Origin of the sequence: Aestuariibacter salexigens DSM 15300, from assembly GCF_000429145.1 — a bacterium.
GTDB lineage: Bacteria > Pseudomonadota > Gammaproteobacteria > Enterobacterales > Alteromonadaceae > Aestuariibacter > Aestuariibacter salexigens.
In genome coordinates, this window is sequence record NZ_AUBH01000001.1 from 275776 (window position 1) to 293474 (window position 17699).

The following is a 17699-nucleotide window of genomic DNA, read 5'->3' on the forward strand; positions in this document are numbered from 1 at the left end:
CTTTGGGGTGCGCTTTTTCGTTCTATGACGTTTTCCAGTGATACTCTAACCTTCATCTTCACAGCATGTGCAAGTATTGGCATGCTGTGGTTGTTCCACACGGTCTTAATAAAATCGCAGCAAAAAGCAGGTAACGAAAAGCTATTTTATCGTCATCTAGCCATGCTGATCCTGACGCTTATTGCCGTCATTGCCAATGTTCTGGCGCTGCCTGTCGCCGACAGCACGCGTAATCAGATCCTTGGACTACTGGGATTGATTATATCGGGTGTGATTGCCTTCTCATCCAGCACGATTTTTGCCAACCTGATGGCAGGCTTTATGCTGCGTGTGACGAGGCCCTTTGCAACGGGCGATTTTGTGCGCGTGGGTGATGTGTTTGGTCGCGTTGTCGAGCGTGGACTGCTGGATACCGAACTGCAGACTGACAAACGAGAGTTGGTCGCACTGCCCAATACCTATCTGATAAGCAGGCCAGTCAGCGTGGTGAGAAGTTCAGGGGCGTTAGTGTCATGCGATGTCTCCATCGGGTATGACGAGCACCATAGTCGAATTGAAAGCTTACTGCTGGAAGCTACAGAACAAGCTGGGTTGACTGACGGATTTGTACAGGTAATTGAGCTTGCAGATCATGTAGTGTGTTACAGAGTGAATGGTATCCTTAGTGAAGTGAAAAATCTGATCAGTGCGCGTTCTCAGCTGTTTCGATGTGTATTAGACAGACTGCATGAGAATGACGTTGAGATCATGTCGCCCCGATTCATGGGACAAAGACCAATTCCAGACGGTGTGCGAATGGTCCCTGCGGTATCTGCTGCCGCACAAATCAAAGAAGAAAAACAGGCAGAAGAGGTGATTTTTGATAAAGCTGAATCTGCACAGCAAAAAGAACAATCATTGCAGCAACTGCAGAGTCAGCGTGAAAGTCTTCTCGAAAAAATAAAAAACGCAGATGCTGAGCAAAAAACAAGGTTAAAGCACAAACTGGAAACGCTTGAAGCGAAGATAGTTGAGATAAAAGCAGCGGGGAATGGAGAAAATCCCTGAAAACGCTGCGCGTTAATACACACGTCATGCCGCATTTAGTGCGGCATCTGCTCTTTTTAACCTTGTGCCTCAAAATAACATCGGTTGCGCAAAAGCCTGACTGAAGCTCCACTGTCGCTCACTCCGCTCGCTCAGTTGTCTTTGCCGTCAGGTTTTGCACTTATAAATAAAGTAGCGCATTACTCTGGTCGATTCGAAAATCAAATTCCTTCAGAAAGTTCATACCCAGTAATCCGTCGGCAACGCCAAGATCATCCAGTGGCAATATCATCACTGTTGTATTGTTTACCGAGTAGCGACCGATTGACAGCGTTGCCATGCGATACATGGGCGCGACAATCTGTCCTGCGGCCGTATTGATAGTAAATCGACCAATAAAGGTGCCTCTTTCACTACGCGGTAACGTTTCAAAATGCTGCTGCGTGATCGCGGAGGCTGACGCACCGGTGTCGATCAGCAATGTCACTCCTGAGCTGTTTAATTTCGCATTAACCAGAAACTGATCGCCGATGCGGGTCAGTGCAATGCCCTGTTTGCGGGGTTTGGGAGTAATTTCGGCAACCGGCCTACGATTGCTGACAATTTGTTCTTCCGATTTGGGGATGAGCGCCTCGCGCAGGCGCTGTGCGTCGTGATCATTGGGCATGAGCGACGCCAGGGTATTTTCCATTAACGTAAATTGACTTTGCTGACCATACGCTTGTGCCAGGGCAAGGATATAACGACGCTCTGTCGGGTCGAGTTGAACCAAAGGCTCTACAAACATGGCAAGTACATCCCAGGCTCTGGCATCAGAGAGTCTGGCAATGGCTTCGTCTGTCAATGTAATAATCCGCTGTCTTATCTGTGTATCCTGGGACTGACTTAATGGTAATGACAACAGACTGTAATAATGCTCTATCGCTTCAGATAGAGGCTCCGTTGCTGCGATCAGCTCAGCTTCGATTAGCAGCGCATCGATGTCCTGCGGATGCTGCTGCAAATAGGCATGAATCGCGGTTTGCGCACTGCGATAATCCTGGTCCCGCTGCCAACGTTGCCAATGGGTATTTAGCTGAGCAATGCTGATATCGTTAAAGTTGGATGTTGCAGGTGCAGTCGCAGCGGGCTCTTGGGCATCTTCTTGACTTGCCACTGGCTGAGTGTTTTTGAGTGCAGGCGTGTTCTGTTTCGCCAAAACATTTGTGGCATCACTATCTGATTGCCAAATTTTAGTCAGCAACAACACATTGAGTGTTAGTGACGCGCTCAAGAGCACCGCAAACCAGCGCATTATGGCTCCTTGATGCAGGCGCTTCCATATACATCACAGAAACGCTCTGGCATGCGCTTTGGTCGCCCCGATGACAGTGCAATACAGACGAAGTCAGTGCGGGCTTTTAGCACCGTGGCGCCATCATGCTGACGGATAAACTGGAAACGACGAGAGAGCTTTAATCGACTGTCGCACTGCACAATCCAGGTTGCACAGAGTAATACGTCGTCGAGCAGGGCTGCGGCAAGGTAGTCAATCTCGTGCCGGCTTATCGCCATTCCCCGATCCAGTGCACGATAATCATCAATTGTTAATCCTAATGCGTTGGAATGAGACCAGGCAAGCTTCTCCAACATGCTGACATAGGCAACGTTGTTGACGTGATTGTAGTGATCAATCTCCTGTTTAGCGATTCTCCACTCAATGATATGAGGGTCAGGAAACTGCCAGTTTAATTGAAGATGTTCGTTCAAAGCTGCTCCGGAAGTGGGTTCGTGTCATCGTGGAGTAGGGCGTGCATGATCGCGCGCTCTTTTTCTACGATGGGATCAATAAATTCGTGCACATCACCTAATTTTTTAAAGGCATGATAGCCAGCTTCCAAAAATTCATGCAAGGACAGCAGACCAGCAAGTTTGGCCGGTTTTCTTGCCAACTTGATGAGTGTAGAGATACCACGGAAACGCACCACGTCAGCAAGCTGGTCGCCAAGTAACTCTATGACGTTTATCTGTACAACGCGGTCGTCTTCGCGTCCAACATTAACGTAAGCCGCGGCATAGGACTCCCGGTTGATGGTTTGCCCCTGTAATTGCTGCGCCATGGCAAAGTCGAGCTCAAATGACAAACGATTAAGATTCAATGCCGCCTCAAGCGATAATATGGCCTTTTCGGGTAACACTTTGGCAAGCTTGGGTACAACTCGGGCGATGTCCTGATCTCGCTGGCTGAAGTCTTTTGGTCCATATAATTCATCGACGAAAAACTCCATTGCCGGGCGAAAGCGTGGGTCATTCCACATCCCCTGATGACTGGCAATGAGACGCTCACACTGCCAGTTTTGCACATCCTGAATGACGCTAAGTAAGCCGCCGCGCTCGGCAAGGTCACGCAGTACATTAACCTGGTTAAGATGCTGAATAATGTGTTCAACCGGTTGTGCCATGAAGCAAAGGGCGTCCTGTTAATTTACTGATGTCTATAGCTTGTCTCAATCAAACTCGCTTTACAATAGAATGGCTACGCATGTTTCACATGACTTGAGGGTGGCTGAGGAGCTGGGTAAAATGCGCAGCCTCACAAATCAGCCTAAGCCTCTAGCGGAGAAGCAGCGTGGTCTCAGCACAGCAGTCAGACGTGCATTGTATTGATGAACTTATAGCGTTATTCGAGCAAGCGTTCTTTGCGGATCACAACACGCGTCTGGTTAAAGGTGATGATGAGCCTTTATACTTGCCCGCTACCAAGCCCTGTGAGCCTCATCAAATCATTTTTGCACATGGCTTTTTTTCCAGCGCGCTACATGAAATTGCCCATTGGTGTCTGGCTGGCGAACAGCGTCGCCAGCAAGTGGACTATGGATATTGGTATTGCCCTGATGGCAGAAACGAACAGCAACAGCAGGCGTTTGAACAGGTTGAGGTCAAGCCACAAGCCATTGAGTGGGCATTCAGTGTAGCCTCGGCACATCCGTTTCGGGTCAGTACCGATAATCTTGACGGTGTGACGCCCGACAGAAAAGCGTTTGCAATGCGAGTATTCGAGCAGGTCACAAGCTATTTGCAAGAAGGCTTTCCACCGCGTGCTCAGCAGTTCATTAACTGTCTGTCGAGACGATTTCATACAGCGCCATTGACGCTAAAACAGTTCGATCCGGAGGTCGCGGGTGCCTGAACGATTATCGAGCAATGTCTTTAAATTAGGGCTAGTGGTCAATCCTTTTGCTGGCATTGGCGGTGCATTGGCACTTAAGGGCAGCGATGGAGCAGAAATTCGCGAGCGAGCGCTGGCCATGGGGGCCGTTCAGCAGGCAATGGCAAAAACTAAACGGGCGTTACAGTCATTGGTCGAACTCAAATCGAACGTTATGGTGTATACCGCGGCTGGCGATATGGGACAGTCGGTGTGTATGGAGTTGGATTTGCCACATCAGGTGGTATACGAACCGCAGAGCAATCAGACTGAGCCTGAAGATACCCTCGCAACCTGTCGAATATTGGTAGAGCAGGGGATTGATCTACTGGTTTTCGCCGGCGGAGACGGCACCGCAAGAAATGTCAGTGAAATTGTGAACATGGCGTGTCCTGTGGTGGGTATCCCTGCTGGATGCAAAATACATTCTGGTGTGTTTGCGATTACGCCTAGCGCTGCCGGGGCTGTTGTGGCGAGTGTGGTGCGTGGCGAGCTGGTATCCATATTCGAGGGAGAAGTCAGGGATATTGACGAGAATGCGTTTCGCAGCGGGAACGTTATCGCCCGTCATTTTGGTGAACTTCAGGTGCCTAAACAGCTTGAGTACATCCAATCTGTAAAAATGGGTGGTAGAGAGTCCGATGAGCTGGTGCTGGCGGATATTGCGGCACACGTCATTGAACTGATGGATGAAAGTCCTGACGCGTATTTTGTCATGGGATCGGGTTCAACCGTGGATTTTATTATGGAGGAGCTAGGTCTGGAGAATACCTTACTGGGTGTTGACGTGGTGCAAAATGGTCATCTGGTGGCCTCAGATGTCACCGCTACAGAACTGTTAAGCCTTGTTCAGCATCAACCGTGCAAACTGGTATTAACACTGATTGGTGGGCAGGGACACGTGTTGGGCAGAGGCAATCAACAATTGAGTGCTGATGTGGTTCGCAGTGTAGGGCGGGAAAATATGCTTATCGTAGCGACCAAGAATAAGATCAATGCGCTTGAGGGACGTCCACTTATCGCCGACAGCGGAGACGAAACGCTGGATGCTGAACTGTCTGGACTTATCCCCATCATCACTGGATACCACGATCAGGTGCTCTATCAACTTCGCTAGCAAATACGAGGAACATTCTTGAACCATCCTACTGAAACACTGGCGCAGTGCGTCGAACGTATTGAACAACAACTTTTCGATATGGTAGATACCGCGAGCGAGCACGACTTATTTATCTCTGGCTATCTGCATGGTCATTTTTCCCTGATCGTCAGTCAGGCGGAGCGACAAAACGAAACCACGTTGTCAGCGCTTAACAGCCGCATGCAGCAAAGCCTGGATGACGCGTTCAGTAATAACGAACTGAATGAATCGGACCAGGAGGATGTTCGGAATCTGTGGCGCAAGCTTTTTGAAAACAAGTCAGTGTAGGTAAACTGAATTAGGTATTTCATTTTTTGTGTAAAAAGGGCTAAGTATCTGCATTACCCCGTCAGTCAAAACGACAACGTTATCATAACTATCTGAATACACTATAAAATAACCTGTTTGCATAAATAAAAAATGCGTATTTAGGTTATCCATCTTTATACTTTCCTTTTCCTATCCCATTTGTAGCATTTTGTACGCTGGACATCAGACCAGTGCTGGATAAAATGCGCGCACTTTTTCGACAGACGAAATATGCGTCTGTTTTCCGGTTTTTTGTCATCCAAGTTGGAGGAATGTACTACTATGCTGTGTCCTGACGTTGAAACACTGTGTGAGACACTCAACTCATCAAATATGTTGGGGCTGCTGAACGCGGCACACATGTTATTTCAGGACAGTTTTGACGGCGTACTTATTACAACGCCGGATATCGACAACCCCTCCATCCTGTTTGTTAATGCCAAAATGTGTGAGATGTCCGGTTATAGACAGGATGAGCTACTAGGCAAATCTCCGGCCTTGCTACAAGGTGAGAAAACGAAACAATCTACCGTAGAAAGACTGCGCAGTAGTTTATCAAAAGGCACTCCGTTTCATGGGACCGCAGTAAATTATCGAAAGGATGGAGAAGAGTATCATGTTGAATGGAAGGTGAATCCAATAAAGGACACGTCAGGCAATGTGCTGTTCTTCCTTTCAGTGCACCGTGATGTAGGATTTATCAAAACCTTCATTGCTAATGTCATCGGTACATCACCAAGTTTAAAGCAAGCGTTTAAAGGCATACTGGCACAAAATAGTGTACGAAAAACCGTTGGTGAAGCAGAAAAACATGATGTCGAGTTTAACGACCACGATGAAATTGAATTATTTGATGACTTCAATTTTGATGCCAATACGTCATCTGCCAGTGACGTAAGAGAAACAGAAAATACCAATGACGCAACCACAGCCGCGGATTATCTGAAAAAAACCGACCTCGACTATAATGACATTTTGGCATTGAGCTGCATTATCGAAGAATGTGTTGCGAACATTGAACTGGCGAAGCTGAATATTAAACGACGGGCCTGCCTGCAAGACTGCCTCAGCCAGCTGCACGAATTTGCCAATATTGTGTTTATGATGGACGAGTTTTCATCCATTTCTACAGCGCTTTACAAACTGGTCGATACTCTTCTCAGGCATCAGCATTTTTTGGAAAAAGCAATAACACTGGAAATCATGAGTTCACTAATCTATGACCTGAATACCTGGATCAGTGACGTGTTCGTGAATCAAACGGCTGAAGACATTCATCAGTTTGATGCCAGCATTATTGGCTCGGTCGAACAGATGAGCGTAATAATGAACTAAGTGGTTATTTTGTGATCTGAACATGCAAGGATGTTGTATCACGTTATATACCCATTTTATTAATCAAAAGGTATCTATATGTCAGCGAGGTCTTTTGTTGTTAGCGCAGCAATTATTGTGCTGTCGGTATACGTCATATTCAGTTTGGGTATGCAAAACTGGGTGTACTTTCTGATCCTTCCCAGTTTGTTTTGTGCGCTCCTTTTTGCTCGGGTCGCGCGTTTTCCCCGCTCCGAGTCATTGCGTGGATACGCTGAGCCGGAAAAAGCAAAAACGTACGATATTTAGCAAGCGTAAGGTTGCTACCAAAGCGGCGAAAACATTGCCGCCCATCGGCAATTTGTTGCCATCATCAACCTCGGTTTCTCTTACATCGCTAGTATTGGCTGAGCAATAGCCTTTGGCGCGATTTTTGCGTAATCATTCCCACGTGTTTTTCTGGGGCAATGCCCAATTAATGTGAGGAATGTGCTGTGAAGTCTTTCAAAAGCACCTGTTGCGTGGTTTCTCTGTTGCTTCTTGCAGGCTGCAGTAGTGTCTACAACACCGATACACAACAGCAATTCAACGAGTCGCAGCTTAACCCGCTGGGCAATGTCGAATATTACACTCATCAGCTTGCGAATGAACTGTTCATGGGGATGCATCCCGCCGCACAGGCTCGATACGCTGTGGTAGATTTCGTGCCTGTCGATGCGCTTGAACATAATCTAGATGAGCAACACCCATTGATGCTACTTGGGCATCAACTCGAACAGGGACTGATTACTGAAGCGACACGGCGGGGTTTTACTGCTCAAGACTTCAATGTTTCGCGCGATATAATTATTGGCAGTGAAGGAAATCGTGTGTATTCACGGAACATTGAACACCTGAGCGATCAGCAGGGGGCCGATTTTTATATCAGCGGCACGATTACACCTCAGTATCGCGGGGCTATCGTCAATGCGCGCATTATCAATGCACGCAGTCGTGACGTAGTCGCAGCGGCAACACGCTTTTTTCCGGATGAGCTATTTTGGCAACGTGAGAAAGTAGGCCATCGCAATGGCAAACTTTATCGCTCGGACACAGAATAAGGTGACACAAATGAAACAAATGAGCGTTTTTATGCTGGTAGTATGTGGTCTCGCTGGATGTTCCAGTGTTGATGACAGTGCACTAAACCACACGCCCGACGTGATGCCTATGAATGTGATCGACATTGCACAGGCACCTGAGCGTGAAGACTACGATCAGCAAACCGAACGTTATGGGATAGACAAGTTTGGCGCACTGGGCTCGACACCGACCTATTCAAATGCGTACGGCGCCTACAAAGGCCAAATGCTCACCAAGCATATTGGTGATTATGTGCAGAACATGACCCAGGACCTGATTGCGAATATGGAGTATGTGACAGATGACACACCGATAGGTGTGACACATTTCGCACTGCTCGATGGTGATTTAAACAGCACCAATCTGCTTGGTCATCAGATGGCAGAATCATTCATTCATGAACTACACAAATTTCGAATTCCTGTTATTGATTATAAGACGACCGACTACATCAGGGTGACAGGGCACGGTGACTTTGTGCTATCTCGGGACTTTCTGGAACTGAAGCAGCGTTATCCCATTGAATATGTGCTGACCGGCACACTGGCCCGCCATCAGGGCGGTTATCTGGTTAATGCACGGGTATTGGGATTAGAGTCCAAAGCCGTGGTGGCCACCGCACAATCTTTGATCCCATTTTATGTCGCTGACGCACTGCTACCCAGTGAGCAACAGCACAGTGACGACAGTATGCGTGACGGTGTCAGACTGATTGAAGGAGATTGATATGCGTGGGTTGCTGATCTGCATGATGGCACTACTACTCACCGGGTGCCTCGCATCACCGGACTGGTCCGATCCTTTTGCCTCTGTTATGAGCAATAAGGACGATGCAAAACCGTTGCCTGACAACATGCAGGTCAATGGCAGAACGTATACTCCAGATTCACGTGATCGCGCCAGGCATCAGCAGCAAGCCGTTACACAAAGGCCTGTGTGGCGACAGCCGCAACATCGCTTCTACGCTGAGACAATGCATAAATCGCTGGCTGATTATGCTGAGCAGTTAGCTATGCAGCTGATTAAACATGCGAATGGGATAAGTAGCGCCTCACGCATAGGCGTGGTGTCCTTTGTCGCATTTGATGCATCACTGCAGAACACGTCTGTAGTGGGCAATCAGTTGGCAGAATACACCATGGTGCAATTGCAACAACTTGGTGTGAATGTCGTGGACTTTAAACTGCAGGATGGCATTGCTGTAGGTCGTCATGGCGACATTGTGCTGAGTCGTGACGAAGATGATCTGGCCAACGAGCTGGCATTGGACTATGTGCTCACAGGCACCATGATTGAAAACCCCCGAGGTCTGACAATCAATGCCCGTATTGCTCATTTAGACAACAAACGTCTGGCATCAAGCGCGACCCTGCAGATCCCTCGTATCGTGGTAGAGCAGCTTATGCCCGATAGCTACGTGGCGGCTGACTAATTTAACCCTGCTGCATTTTGCGCAGCGCTTTTATCAGGAAGCGGTTCGGATTTAGTGCATCTAATAACGGCGCCGTAAGCGGCAGCGGTTGACCGAGCATCTGACTGATGGTGAGCTGCGCCATCAGCGGCGCAGTGGTGAGCCCCCGTGAACCCAGCCCGGTGCAGACATACATGCCGGTCTTATTATCAGCTAACGGATAGGTATGTTGCGATCTGGCTTTATACAGCTCAGCATATTGCGACGTCTGGCTGTGCAAATCAGGTACGGCACCCACGATTGGCTGATGGTCGGGGACCGTGTTGCGTACCGATGCCCTTGCTTCGCCGTTGATATCAACGTTATCAAACCATTCGTTACCCTGCATAGCAGCGTGATGCGTAGTCATGTTGACCTGTGTTTCCTGCGCACTCACGTCTGTGTTCATAGACCCTTTTACATAGGTGGAACCCATTGCATGCATGCCGTTTACCGCCGGAGTGAAGTAGCCTTTATGACATAAAACACTCTTCAAAGGTGCAAGTGACGGCTGCGCTGGCACATGCTCTACCTGTCCGCGTACCGGTCGCATGGGTAAACCATCGAGGTGCATTATCTCAGCGCTCTGTGCGCCAGTGGTCAGCACCACAGCATCAGCATGGGTTTTGTTGCCCTCTGCCGTCTGTAATCGCCAGAGGTCTCCCTCTTTTTGTATATAAGTTACTGTCTGCCCGAGTTGCAGCTCGCATAATCCCGTTGCCACTGCAGCGTCAACCAGTGCACGAACCAGGCTGGCTGGACTTATCCAGCCACCCATAGGGATATGCAATGCGGCCTGCTCAAGCTGAACGCCGGCTAGTTGACTGGCCCTGCTTCTATCAACAATGCAGGCAAGCTCAGCAGGCCACAGACCCGATGTGCTAATTTTATGTAACCTGTCATGCAAGGTGTCAGTGTGGGCAAGCTGTAGCACGCCACACCAGTCATACTCAAAGCTGATGCCGCGCTGCTCAAGATGATCATAAAACCGTCTGGCGTGCAAAAAGCTTAGGGCCTGACACTGACTCATGGGGGAAAACTGCGCGTGAAGCTGCGGGTAGAAGCCCCCCACCAGATTTCCCGATGCGCCGTCTGCGACATCTTGGCCCTGACTGATCAGCGTTATGGGTATGCCTTGCTGGGTCAGCAGATAGGCAATACAGGCACCCGCCAGTCCTGCACCGACAATAGTCGTGTTGGCTGGCTGTGGATAGTCAAACAGACGTTGATAGTATGCAAAATGCGTGGGCTCTGCGCCGTTACTGTCTTGTTCAGCCGGCAGTGTGCCTGCCAGCATATCGCGTTTTCTACCGAATCCAGGGCGCTTTTCAATCGTAAAGCCGGCATCACGCAGACCTCGTTTGACCACACCTGCGGCGGTAAAGGTTGCAAATGTCCCACCTGATTTAGTCAGCCTTCGCATTTGAGCGAACAGCTCTGGTTGCCACATCTGCGGGTTCTTAGATGGCGCAAAACCGTCCAGATACCAGCAGTCTATAAGTCCATTTTGTGGTGCCTGCATATTTTCAAAGATTGCTATGGCATCGCCAAAATGCAGATCCAGTATGACCTTGCCATTAGCAAAGGAAAGTCGATGGCAGCCAGCTATAGGCAAGGGGTATTGTGCAATTAACTGTGACGCTTCATGTTCTAATGTTGGCCAGTTGGCCAGCGCCTGGGCCAAGACCTCGCGCTCAATGGGAAATTTTTCCACGCTGATAAAGTGTAGGCGAGGCAAGTCGTCTACAGTGGGATGATGCAAATATGCCTGCAGTGTGACCAGAAAATTCAGGCCAGTGCCAAAGCCGGTTTCTGCAATCACAAAATTTTTAGCCTGGCATTGCAACCATCGGGCGGGTAGGTCATTGTTATTAAGGAACACGTATTGTGTTTCTTCAATCCCATTGGCATTGGAGAAGTACACGTCATCAAATTCGTCTGAAACGGGTGTTCCTTGCTGGTTAAAGTGGATCTGTGCCGGGCGTAAATTCACAGTAAATAGATAGCTAATGATTTTGCTGCGTAGTGTAATGCAACTGACGCTTGACACAAAAATTTCACAAAGAGCGGACCAGTTAGTCGTCAATAATCGTTATCCTATGCGGCGTTAAAATAGATGAAGGTGCAACAATGAGAAGAGCTGTTATAACCGGGATGGGCATCGTGTCGAGTATCGGTGTCGATCAACAAGAGGTTTTACAGTCATTAAAAGCGGGTAAGTCAGGCATTACACATTCTGACCAGTTCGCTGAGATGGGACTTCGCAGTCAGGTTTGGGGTGATATCGACATTGATATCACTGAACACATTGACCGTAAAACCCTGCGTTTCATGGGGAACGCGGCAGCCTATGCCTACATTGCGATGCAGCAGGCAGTAAAAGATGCCAACCTCAGTGAAGAACAAATTAGTAATCCTCGAGTAGGTATTATTGCCGGCTCAGGTGGCGCATCGTCTGAAAATCAGGTGCTATCTGCTGACATCATGCGTGAAAAAGGCGTTAAGCGCATGGGGCCTTACATGGTTACACGCTGCATGGCCAATACTGTGTCAGCCTGTCTGGCGACGCCGTTCAAAATTAAAGGCACCAACTATTCGATTGCCTCAGCCTGTGCGACCAGCGCACATTGTATCGGCAATGCAATGGAGCTTATTCAGCTAGGTAAGCAGGATATGGTGTTTGCCGGTGGTGGCGAAGAGTTGCATTGGTCACTGTCTGCGCAATTCGATGCGATGGGCGCACTGTCCAGTCGCTACAATGACGATCCAACTAAGGCATCACGGACTTATGACGCGAACCGCGACGGCTTTGTGAGTTCTGGCGGTGGCGGCATGGTGGTCGTAGAAGAGTTGGAACATGCGTTGGCCAGAGGGGCGAAAATTTACGCTGAGGTCGTTGGTTACGGTGCCACTTCCGACGGTGCCGACATGGTTGCCCCGTCTGGCGAGGGCGCGGTGCGCTGTATGCAGATGGCGATGCAGGGCGTAAATGATCCAATCGATTATCTGAATACCCATGGCACATCTACACCCGTCGGTGACGTCAAAGAGTTGCAGGCGATCCGTGAAGTATTTGGTGATGCGGTTCCTCCCATTAGTGCAACTAAATCGCTGACCGGGCACGCGCTGGGCGCCGCAGGGGTAAACGAGGCGATTTACAGCTTGCTAATGATGCAGCACGGATTTATCGCCCCATCAATCAATGTTGAGACCGTTGATGAACAGGCACAAGGGTTGGATATAGTGACTGAGGCGAGGGACGCGCAGTTGAATACCGTCATGTCCAACAGCTTCGGCTTTGGTGGCACAAATGCGACCTTAGTGTTCAAACGATATACCGGTTAATATTCAATTTCCTTTTGTAATCTGTCGGGCGCGTTAATAGTAATGCGCCCGTATTTTATCTCTATCAAACACTCTTCTTTCATTTCCTGAAGCAGTTTATTGACAGTTTGACGGGACGTATTCAGCATGCGCGCCAGCGTCTCCTGGGATACGTTAACGGTTTGCGGCGAGGCCGTCAGTGGCTGTGCACCGAAGTTGTCTGCCAATAATATCAGTCTTCTGGCCAACTGTTGCCGAAGCGACAGCGCTGAGGTTTCGTCAATGATTGAGAATGCAGCCCGGATCCTCTGGCACAGCAGTTTCATAAAATGTGGGTATAACTCAGGGTGGCTTTTCAACAGTTTGTGAAACGCACTGGTGGGCAGGACTAGCACCTGACTGTCAGTCTCGGCATAGGCATCGTGGGTGCGAGGTAGTCCGTCAAACAGGGAAATTTCACCAAACCAGGTACCAACCTGCAGGTAAGTCAGCACCATTTCCTTGCCATCACTATTGACGTTACTGATTCGAATTCTCCCTTTCAATACGGCATACAGGCCCTCTGCCTCGTCATGGCGAGCATGTAGCTGTTGTCCAGCTTTGAGCTGTTTGGTGTGACACAGTGCCACCAGATCATTCACCGCCTTGTCGGGCAGCTGTGCAAACCAGGGGTTTGCAGCAAAAAGTGCATTGAATGGAGAAATTGTCATAGATTGTCAAATTGGCGACAGTTAAGAAGCAAAGTGTAGCGTACAGTGCAGAGTAATTTCATTACAATTCAGCAGGTCTGATGGTTTGTCAGACAAGCGCAGGGGGCTACATGTCAGTACAAAGCGTTAAACAACAGGTGTCTGAACAGGAATGGCAGGCGAGAGTGGATCTTGCCGCTTGTTATCGAATGGTCGCCCATTATGGCTGGGATGACCTGATCTTCACCCATATCTCCGCTCGTGTCCCAGGTCCCGAGCACCATTTCCTGATCAATCCTTACGGCATGTTGTTTGAAGAGGTCACTGCGTCGAGTCTGGTGAAGGTAGATCTACAGGGTAACAAGGTCATGGAGTCAGACTATGACATCAATCCTGCTGGCTTTACCATCCACAGCGCTGTGCATGAGGCCAGAGAGGATGCAAAATGCGTAATGCATTTGCACACCAATGCCGGCGTGGCGGTATCAGTGCTTGAAAAAGGTTTACAACCCTACAGCCAACAGTCACTTTTCGCGCTCAGTTCATTGTCTTATCATGACTATGAAGGAGTTGCCCTCAATCCTGATGAGAAGCTGCGCCTGGTCGCTGATTTGGGCGACACCAATTTTATGATCCTGCGAAATCACGGTTTACTGACCTGTGCGGACACCATTCCCGATGCGTTTCTTGGCATGTATATCCTGCAGCGCTCCAGTGAAATTCAATTGCAGGCACAGGCCGCTGGCGAGCCATTAGTGAGCATTCCAAAGCCGATTCTGGATGGCATTCAGGCGCAGGCAAAACAAGTCACTAAATCTGTCGGAGGTGCCTTGGCATGGCCTGGGATCCTGCGTAAATGCCACCGACTCGATCCAGGGTTTGCTGAATAAACCGTGACGGCAAAATCGTTACAGGACTACCAGCAGTCTGCAAAATTCTCGCAGCTGTGCGGACACCGTATTGCCCACTGGCATGAGGGAAAGGGCAAGGATGTATTGTTCATCCACGGTTTTCCCAGTGCCAGTTGGGATTGGTATCAACAGTGGCAGACGCTATCAAACGACTATCGATTGCATGCGCTGGATCTGCTTGGCTTTGGTCTGTCTGATAAACCACTTCCATATCAGTACAGTCTTGCCGAACAGGCGGATATCGTGACGGCGCTGCTGCAAGAACAAAAAATCGATAGTGTCGACATCATTGCCCATGATTATGGTGTGTCTGTGGCTCAGGAACTACTGGCACGGCAACAGCAGGGCAGCCTTGCCTGTCATATTTCATCCATTTGCTTTCTTAATGGTGGATTGTTTAGTGAAAGCCACCGTCCGCTACTAAAACAAAAGCTGCTTAAAAGTAAACTTGGCACATTGATGGCGAGTTTTTTGCGAAAAGGTAGTCTGAAAAGCAGTTTTACCCGGATCTTTGGCGCCAACACACCGCCATCGGATACCGAAATCGATGTGCTGTGGACGTTACTACGTGAAAATAACGGGCATCTGGTGATGCCATCTCTGCTTTCATATCTTGATGAACGAGCTGAGAAACGCGATGGGTGGGTACAGGCAATGCAACAAACAGACATTCCACTGGCGTTTATCAACGGTGTCGAGGATCCCATCTCTGGCGGCCATATGCTGGAACGATTCAGCGAACTGTTGCCCGACAAGGAAACCAAAGCACTGCCGGTCGGTCATTACCCCCAGTTGGAAGCGCCTGAAAATGTCAGCCGCCTTTTTGCACTCTGGTTAGCGAATAAGACATTATCTTAAGCGTTGTGCATTTCAAGCGTTTTACAGGCGTGGCATAATCGCGCTTTTGACCCTGGCTGCTCTATTCACAATGCGCATTCTGTATGATGACAACATGCCCTATGGCGATATTTTCTTTAATGAATTAGGGCAGGCGACAGCGTTTAATCATCGACATCTGCGTGCTGAGGATCTTAATGACGTTGATGCACTGCTGGTGCGTTCGACCACTAAAGTCGATAGCGCGTTGTTACAGTACGCCACCAGACTTCGCTATGTGGCCACTGCCACGGCGGGCATAAATCACCTTGATACCCATCTTCTGGAACAACGGGAAATAAGTTGGGGACATGCCGGTGGTTGTAATGCAACAGCCGTGGCTGAATATGTCATCAGCGCCATACTGGCACTGAGCGATGACGTTGAGGAATTAACACATAAAACCATTGGCATCGTTGGTGCAGGCCATGTAGGTAGCCAGCTTGCTGCTAAGCTTGAGGCATTAAACTTAACCTATAAGTTGTACGATCCTCCTTTGCGCAGAGCAGGGGATTGCCGCCATTTCGCCTCATTTGAAGACATACTGCAGTGCGATATTATCAGCCTACACGTGCCATTGAATCGTGATGGGCAGGACAAAACGCTGCATATGTTTAACGAGGCGGTGCTGGCATCGCTGCGACCAGATCAGGTACTGATTAACGCTGCACGTGGTGAAGTAGTAGACAATGCAGCCGCGCTAAGGCTACTGGAGAAAGGCAAGTCTTTGAATCTGGTCCTGGACGTGTGGGAAAATGAGCCTGACATCCTGATGCCGCTGGTACCTTTTACGCGTTTTTCTACCGCACATATCGCAGGTCATACACTGGAAGGTAAGGCAAAAGGTACGTTTATGCTCTATCAGCAGCTGTGCCGACTGATGTCGCGCGAGCCAACGCAAACGCTGGATAAACACTTACCAGTCTGGCCGCATCATGTCGATAAGCTGCCAGAGTTGTCCGACTTAGGTCTAATCAGGCACTTAGCGTTTTGCATGTATGATATACGCCAGGATAGCAAGCGTTTCCGGGCATCGGTAACCGGGCCAGAACCGTTCAGTTATATGCGTAAACATTACCCAATTCGTCGGGAATTTTCGGCGTGTCGGGTAAATGCTGGAAATTCGCCTGAATCACAGGCAATCTACCGGCTCGGTTTTTCAGCCGCCTGACGCGTCGCGGCTCAATTTAAAACACATTATTTTCTAAGGAGTAACCTTACATGTCTCAAGCCTTTGATGTTGCGGTTCTTGGTGCAACGGGGTTAGTTGGCCAGACAATGATCGACATTCTCGAGGAACGCAAGTTTCCAATTAACAGGCTTTATCCCTTGGCCAGTAAACGCTCAGCGGGTGGCAAGGTGACATTTAAAGGTGAAGACATCACTGTGCTCGACGCCGATGAATTTGACTGGGGACAGGTGCAATTCGGCTTCTTTTCGGCGGGTGGCTCGGTGTCAGAGAAATTTGCCCCTCTCGCCGCCGAAGCAGGATGTGTGGTGATAGACAATACCTCACAATTTCGTTACGAGCCGGATATTCCATTGGTGGTGCCGGAAGTTAATGCCCACGCCCTGGCAGATTTCAGAAATAGAAACATTATTGCCAATCCCAATTGTTCGACAATCCAGATGATGGTGGCGCTAAAACCCATTCAGGATGCCGTAGGTATAGATAGAATCAACGTTGCAACCTACCAATCCGTTTCTGGTGCAGGTAAATCTGCAATGGATGCGCTGGCACGTCAGGTTGCCGATTTGATGAACGGACGTGAAAACCAAGATGACGCGTTTAGCCGTCAGATTGCATTCAATGTGATCCCACAGATTGATGTGTTTCTGGATAACGATTACACCAAGGAAGAAATGAAAATGGTGTGGGAAACACAGAAAATCATGGGCGATGAGTCCATTCGGGTAAATGCTACGGCTGTGCGTGTGCCGGTGTTCTATGGTCATGCCGAAGCCATTCATATTGAAACCCGTCAGCCAATAGATGCTGAAGACGTTAAGCGCTTATTGGCAAACGCGCCGGGCATCACGCTGTATGAAGAGCGTGAAGCATTTCCTACTCAGGTAAGCAGTGCCAGTGGCAATGATTCGGTGCATGTTGGCAGGGTAAGAAATGATATTAGTCACCCTAATGGTATTAACCTTTGGGTGGTCTCTGACAATATCAGGAAAGGCGCAGCAACTAACAGCGTACAGATCGCTGAAGCGCTGCTAAAAGACTACTATTAAGCTGTGCCTAAACGTTTAGTCGCTGGCGTCGATAATATCTGTTAGTGGATATTAACATCGACGCCATTTCGTAATGTTTGCCCGTATAGATCATTATGCGGGTGTGGTTTAT

General features: G+C 48.9%; 18 protein-coding genes. 13 read left to right on the forward strand and 5 right to left on the reverse strand.

The features are described from left to right. Positions 1–24 precede the first annotated feature (24 nt). Positions 25–1047: a mechanosensitive ion channel family protein gene (locus G441_RS0101320; protein ID WP_026374685.1), complete on the forward strand. Its 1023-nt coding sequence runs from the start codon at positions 25–27 to the stop codon at positions 1045–1047. A 160-nt stretch (positions 1048–1207) separates the two neighbouring features. Here G441_RS0101320 and G441_RS17600 read toward each other — a convergent pair whose 3' ends face one another. From G441_RS17600 to G441_RS0101335, 3 genes are read right to left on the reverse strand one after another with little or no spacing between them, the layout of a single operon-like run. Further along, positions 1208–2320 (reverse strand): retropepsin-like aspartic protease family protein, encoded by a 1113-nt coding sequence (locus G441_RS17600; RefSeq protein WP_051275243.1) that lies wholly within the window; start codon positions 2318–2320, stop codon positions 1208–1210. Then, positions 2320–2775, reverse strand: coding sequence for an acyl-CoA thioesterase (locus G441_RS0101330; protein ID WP_026374686.1), 456 nt, complete (start codon positions 2773–2775; stop codon positions 2320–2322). Before G441_RS0101330 ends, G441_RS17600 begins: the two co-directional genes overlap by 1 nt. Continuing rightward, positions 2772–3467 carry an FFLEELY motif protein gene (locus tag G441_RS0101335; protein ID WP_026374687.1) on the reverse strand — a complete coding sequence of 232 codons (696 nt, stop codon included), beginning with the start codon at positions 3465–3467 and terminating at the stop codon, positions 2772–2774. The genes G441_RS0101330 and G441_RS0101335 overlap by 4 nt, the downstream gene beginning before the upstream one ends. A gap of 167 nt (positions 3468–3634) precedes the next feature. Between G441_RS0101335 and G441_RS17605 the strand changes: the two genes are divergently transcribed. The 7 genes from G441_RS17605 to G441_RS19110 all read left to right on the forward strand — a co-directional run bounded on the left by G441_RS17605 (position 3635) and on the right by G441_RS19110 (position 9531). Next, entirely contained in the window at positions 3635–4195 is a 561-nt protein-coding gene (locus G441_RS17605) for an elongation factor P hydroxylase (protein ID WP_051275244.1), read from the forward strand. Continuing rightward, positions 4188–5330, forward strand: coding sequence for an ATP-NAD kinase family protein (locus G441_RS0101345; protein ID WP_026374688.1), 1143 nt, complete (start codon positions 4188–4190; stop codon positions 5328–5330). The genes G441_RS17605 and G441_RS0101345 overlap by 8 nt, the downstream gene beginning before the upstream one ends. A gap of 18 nt (positions 5331–5348) precedes the next feature. Further along, positions 5349–5642, forward strand: coding sequence for a YfcL family protein (locus tag G441_RS0101350; protein WP_034474094.1), 294 nt, complete (start codon positions 5349–5351; stop codon positions 5640–5642). A gap of 252 nt (positions 5643–5894) precedes the next feature. Then, positions 5895–6998: a PAS domain-containing protein gene (locus tag G441_RS19105; RefSeq protein WP_051275246.1), complete on the forward strand. Its 1104-nt coding sequence runs from the start codon at positions 5895–5897 to the stop codon at positions 6996–6998. A gap of 473 nt (positions 6999–7471) precedes the next feature. Continuing rightward, a complete protein-coding gene (locus G441_RS0101360) occupies positions 7472–8077 on the forward strand; it encodes a FlgO family outer membrane protein (RefSeq protein WP_026374690.1) in 606 nt (201 codons plus the stop codon). A 10-nt stretch (positions 8078–8087) separates the two neighbouring features. Then, on the forward strand, positions 8088–8825 hold the full coding sequence (locus G441_RS0101365) for a FlgO family outer membrane protein (RefSeq protein ID WP_026374691.1): 738 nt from the start codon (positions 8088–8090) through the stop codon (positions 8823–8825). A 1-nt stretch (position 8826) separates the two neighbouring features. After that, positions 8827–9531 (forward strand): FlgO family outer membrane protein, encoded by a 705-nt coding sequence (locus G441_RS19110; protein WP_051275247.1) that lies wholly within the window; start codon positions 8827–8829, stop codon positions 9529–9531. Position 9532: 1 nt separating this feature from the next. On the opposite strand, the gene mnmC is transcribed toward G441_RS19110, so the two are convergent. Further along, positions 9533–11599, reverse strand: a complete 2067-nt coding sequence (gene mnmC / locus G441_RS0101375) for a bifunctional tRNA (5-methylaminomethyl-2-thiouridine)(34)-methyltransferase MnmC2/FAD-dependent 5-carboxymethylaminomethyl-2-thiouridine(34) oxidoreductase MnmC1 (RefSeq protein WP_169726031.1) — start codon at positions 11597–11599, stop codon at positions 9533–9535. Positions 11600–11679: 80 nt separating this feature from the next. Between mnmC and fabB the strand changes: the two genes are divergently transcribed. Next, a complete protein-coding gene (gene fabB, locus G441_RS0101380) occupies positions 11680–12894 on the forward strand; it encodes a beta-ketoacyl-ACP synthase I (RefSeq protein WP_026374693.1) in 1215 nt (404 codons plus the stop codon). Here the strand turns inward: fabB and G441_RS0101385 are convergent. Further along, a complete protein-coding gene (locus G441_RS0101385; protein WP_026374694.1) occupies positions 12891–13583 on the reverse strand; it encodes a Crp/Fnr family transcriptional regulator in 693 nt (230 codons plus the stop codon). The two genes, fabB and G441_RS0101385, sit on opposite strands and share 4 nt — an antisense overlap. 110 nt (positions 13584–13693) lie before the next feature. On the opposite strand from G441_RS0101385, the gene G441_RS0101390 reads away from it, so the two are divergent. The 4 genes from G441_RS0101390 (at position 13694) to G441_RS0101405 (ending at position 17587) form a co-directional block, all read left to right on the forward strand. Then, a complete protein-coding gene (locus tag G441_RS0101390; protein ID WP_026374695.1) occupies positions 13694–14452 on the forward strand; it encodes a class II aldolase/adducin family protein in 759 nt (252 codons plus the stop codon). 3 nt (positions 14453–14455) lie between these two features. Continuing rightward, the gene (locus G441_RS0101395) at positions 14456–15331 is read left to right on the forward strand and encodes an alpha/beta fold hydrolase (RefSeq protein WP_026374696.1); all 876 of its coding nucleotides are present in this window, start codon (positions 14456–14458) and stop codon (positions 15329–15331) included. Between the two features lie 70 nt (positions 15332–15401). Then, on the forward strand, positions 15402–16520 hold the full coding sequence (locus tag G441_RS0101400) for a 4-phosphoerythronate dehydrogenase (protein ID WP_026374697.1): 1119 nt from the start codon (positions 15402–15404) through the stop codon (positions 16518–16520). A 50-nt stretch (positions 16521–16570) separates the two neighbouring features. After that, entirely contained in the window at positions 16571–17587 is a 1017-nt protein-coding gene (locus G441_RS0101405) for an aspartate-semialdehyde dehydrogenase (protein WP_026374698.1), read from the forward strand. The last annotated feature ends 112 nt before the right edge of the window (positions 17588–17699 follow it).

Excerpts from the sequence above, each read along its gene's own strand:
- G441_RS0101335 (WP_026374687.1), bottom strand. The coding sequence starts at position 3,467 with ATGGCACAACCGGTTGAACACATTATTCAGCATCTTAACCAGGTTAAT.
- G441_RS19105 (WP_051275246.1), top strand. The coding sequence starts at position 5,895 with ATGCGTCTGTTTTCCGGTTTTTTGTCATCCAAGTTGGAGGAATGTACT.
- G441_RS0101385 (WP_026374694.1), bottom strand. The coding sequence starts at position 13,583 with ATGACAATTTCTCCATTCAATGCACTTTTTGCTGCAAACCCCTGGTTT.
- G441_RS0101320 (WP_026374685.1), top strand. The coding sequence starts at position 25 with ATGACGTTTTCCAGTGATACTCTAACCTTCATCTTCACAGCATGTGCA.
- G441_RS0101400 (WP_026374697.1), top strand. The coding sequence starts at position 15,402 with ATGCGCATTCTGTATGATGACAACATGCCCTATGGCGATATTTTCTTT.
- G441_RS0101405 (WP_026374698.1), top strand. The coding sequence starts at position 16,571 with ATGTCTCAAGCCTTTGATGTTGCGGTTCTTGGTGCAACGGGGTTAGTT.
- G441_RS0101365 (WP_026374691.1), top strand. The coding sequence starts at position 8,088 with ATGAAACAAATGAGCGTTTTTATGCTGGTAGTATGTGGTCTCGCTGGA.
- G441_RS0101390 (WP_026374695.1), top strand. The coding sequence starts at position 13,694 with ATGTCAGTACAAAGCGTTAAACAACAGGTGTCTGAACAGGAATGGCAG.
- G441_RS19110 (WP_051275247.1), top strand. The coding sequence starts at position 8,827 with ATGCGTGGGTTGCTGATCTGCATGATGGCACTACTACTCACCGGGTGC.
- fabB (WP_026374693.1), top strand. The coding sequence starts at position 11,680 with ATGAGAAGAGCTGTTATAACCGGGATGGGCATCGTGTCGAGTATCGGT.
- G441_RS17600 (WP_051275243.1), bottom strand. The coding sequence starts at position 2,320 with ATGCGCTGGTTTGCGGTGCTCTTGAGCGCGTCACTAACACTCAATGTG.